This is a genomic window from Actinomadura bangladeshensis, from assembly GCF_004348335.1.
Taxonomy (GTDB): domain Bacteria; phylum Actinomycetota; class Actinomycetes; order Streptosporangiales; family Streptosporangiaceae; genus Spirillospora; species Spirillospora bangladeshensis.
On sequence record NZ_SMJW01000537.1, the window covers coordinates 1 to 1,459 of the forward strand.

Here is a 1,459-nt window from a genome sequence, read left to right on the forward strand (position 1 = left end):
CGCCGCACCCGCGTTCCCCCGATGGCCCTGGCGGTGATCCCCGTGGCCGCGGCCGTGATCGCGGGCAGCTTCTTCGTCCGTTCGCAGCTCGGCCCGTCCGAGAACACCGGCTCCTCGTCGAGCATCACGACCCCGCCTGCCGCGCCGGTGGTCTCACCCGCACCGTCCCTCCCGACACCGCTGGACTCGCCGGCCGACACGCCGACCCCGACAGAACCGGAGATCTCGCCCACTCCCGAGGACGAGCCCGGGATCAGAGAAGGCACGTACTCGGTGAGCCTCAGCGGAACCGTCGGCGGCCGGACGTTCCAGCGCAGCGCCGAGCTCCAGGTGAAGTCCACGGTCGCACGCGTCGGCACGAACAACGGCGTCAACCCGATCGAGGTCTGCCTGCGCTCCGGCTTCCCGGCGGGGACGCCCGAGGTGGGCGCGATCTGGTTCGGCACCAACACCGCCTGCTTCCCCGAGCGCGGCGCCCAACTCGACACCACCACCGTCGAGGTCTCCGGCGACACCGTGACCGTCCGGCCGGACGCCCGTATCGCCGCCGCCGGGCTCAACCAGTTCACGGCCTCAGGCGACTACATCTACGCCTGCCTGTACCAGCCGGTGTCCGGCACCATGACGGTGACGTTCTCGGGCGGCTCGGCGAGCGGCGAACTCGACATCAACGGCTACAGCGGCCCATGCCAGGCCGCCGGTACCAACACCACCTATACCGCCACCTTCACCAACTGACCCGGCTCAGTCCTCGACGGTGATGCCCATCGCCGCCGCGAGCGTGAGCAGCAATCCTTGCGCATCGCCGGTGGCCACGACGGCACCCGCGAAACTCTGGACGCCCTGCACCCCGTAGAGGTCGCACTCGGAGAGCCGTGTGCCCTTCATATTGGCGTTGCTGAACTGCGCACCGCCGAGCTTGCACCGCTCGAACCGGGCCCCGGTGAGGTCGGCCTCCTGGAAGTTCGCGTTCGTCAGGTTGCAGTCCCGGAACACCACGTTCTTGAACCGGCTGAAGCGGAAGGACGAGAGGTCGGCGCGGCAGTTGCTGAACAGCACGTCCCGCAGGGAGCAGCCGGTCAGCGACGTCCCAGTCAGGCGGCTGCCCTCGATCACAACGTTGAAAATGCGCGAGTCGGACAGCCGCAGATTCGCCAGATCACACGAAGCAAACTCGACGTCCCTGAACTCGGCCCGCCGCATGCTCGTCCCGTACAGCCGAGTCTCCTGAAAGCGGCAACGCTCGAAATCGGCGTCCTCCGCGTCCCGCTCCGCCAGGTCCAGCGCCCCGAACCGCATCGACAGGTACACGCCATCGTCGACCGGCTCACCGTTCACGAGACTCGCCTCACTCAGCGCCCCCGGAATCACAGGAGCCACCGGCTCCTTGAGCCGCCGAGAAGAACGCGCCCCCACACCACCACTCACCACCCGCGCGACTCTACAAGCCCCACAAGCC

The 1,459-nt window shown here is 68.5% G+C and carries 1 protein-coding gene and 1 pseudogene; one reads left to right on the plus strand and one right to left on the minus strand.

Annotated features, from left to right (window positions below):
- A pseudogene (locus E1284_RS40665) lies at positions 1-738 on the plus strand (hypothetical protein); the annotation flags it as partial.
- 6 nt (positions 739-744) lie between these two features.
- Here the strand turns inward: E1284_RS40665 and E1284_RS40670 are convergent.
- On the minus strand, positions 745-1,459 hold a 715-nt coding region (locus E1284_RS40670), incomplete at its 5' end, for a pentapeptide repeat-containing protein (protein WP_341770482.1).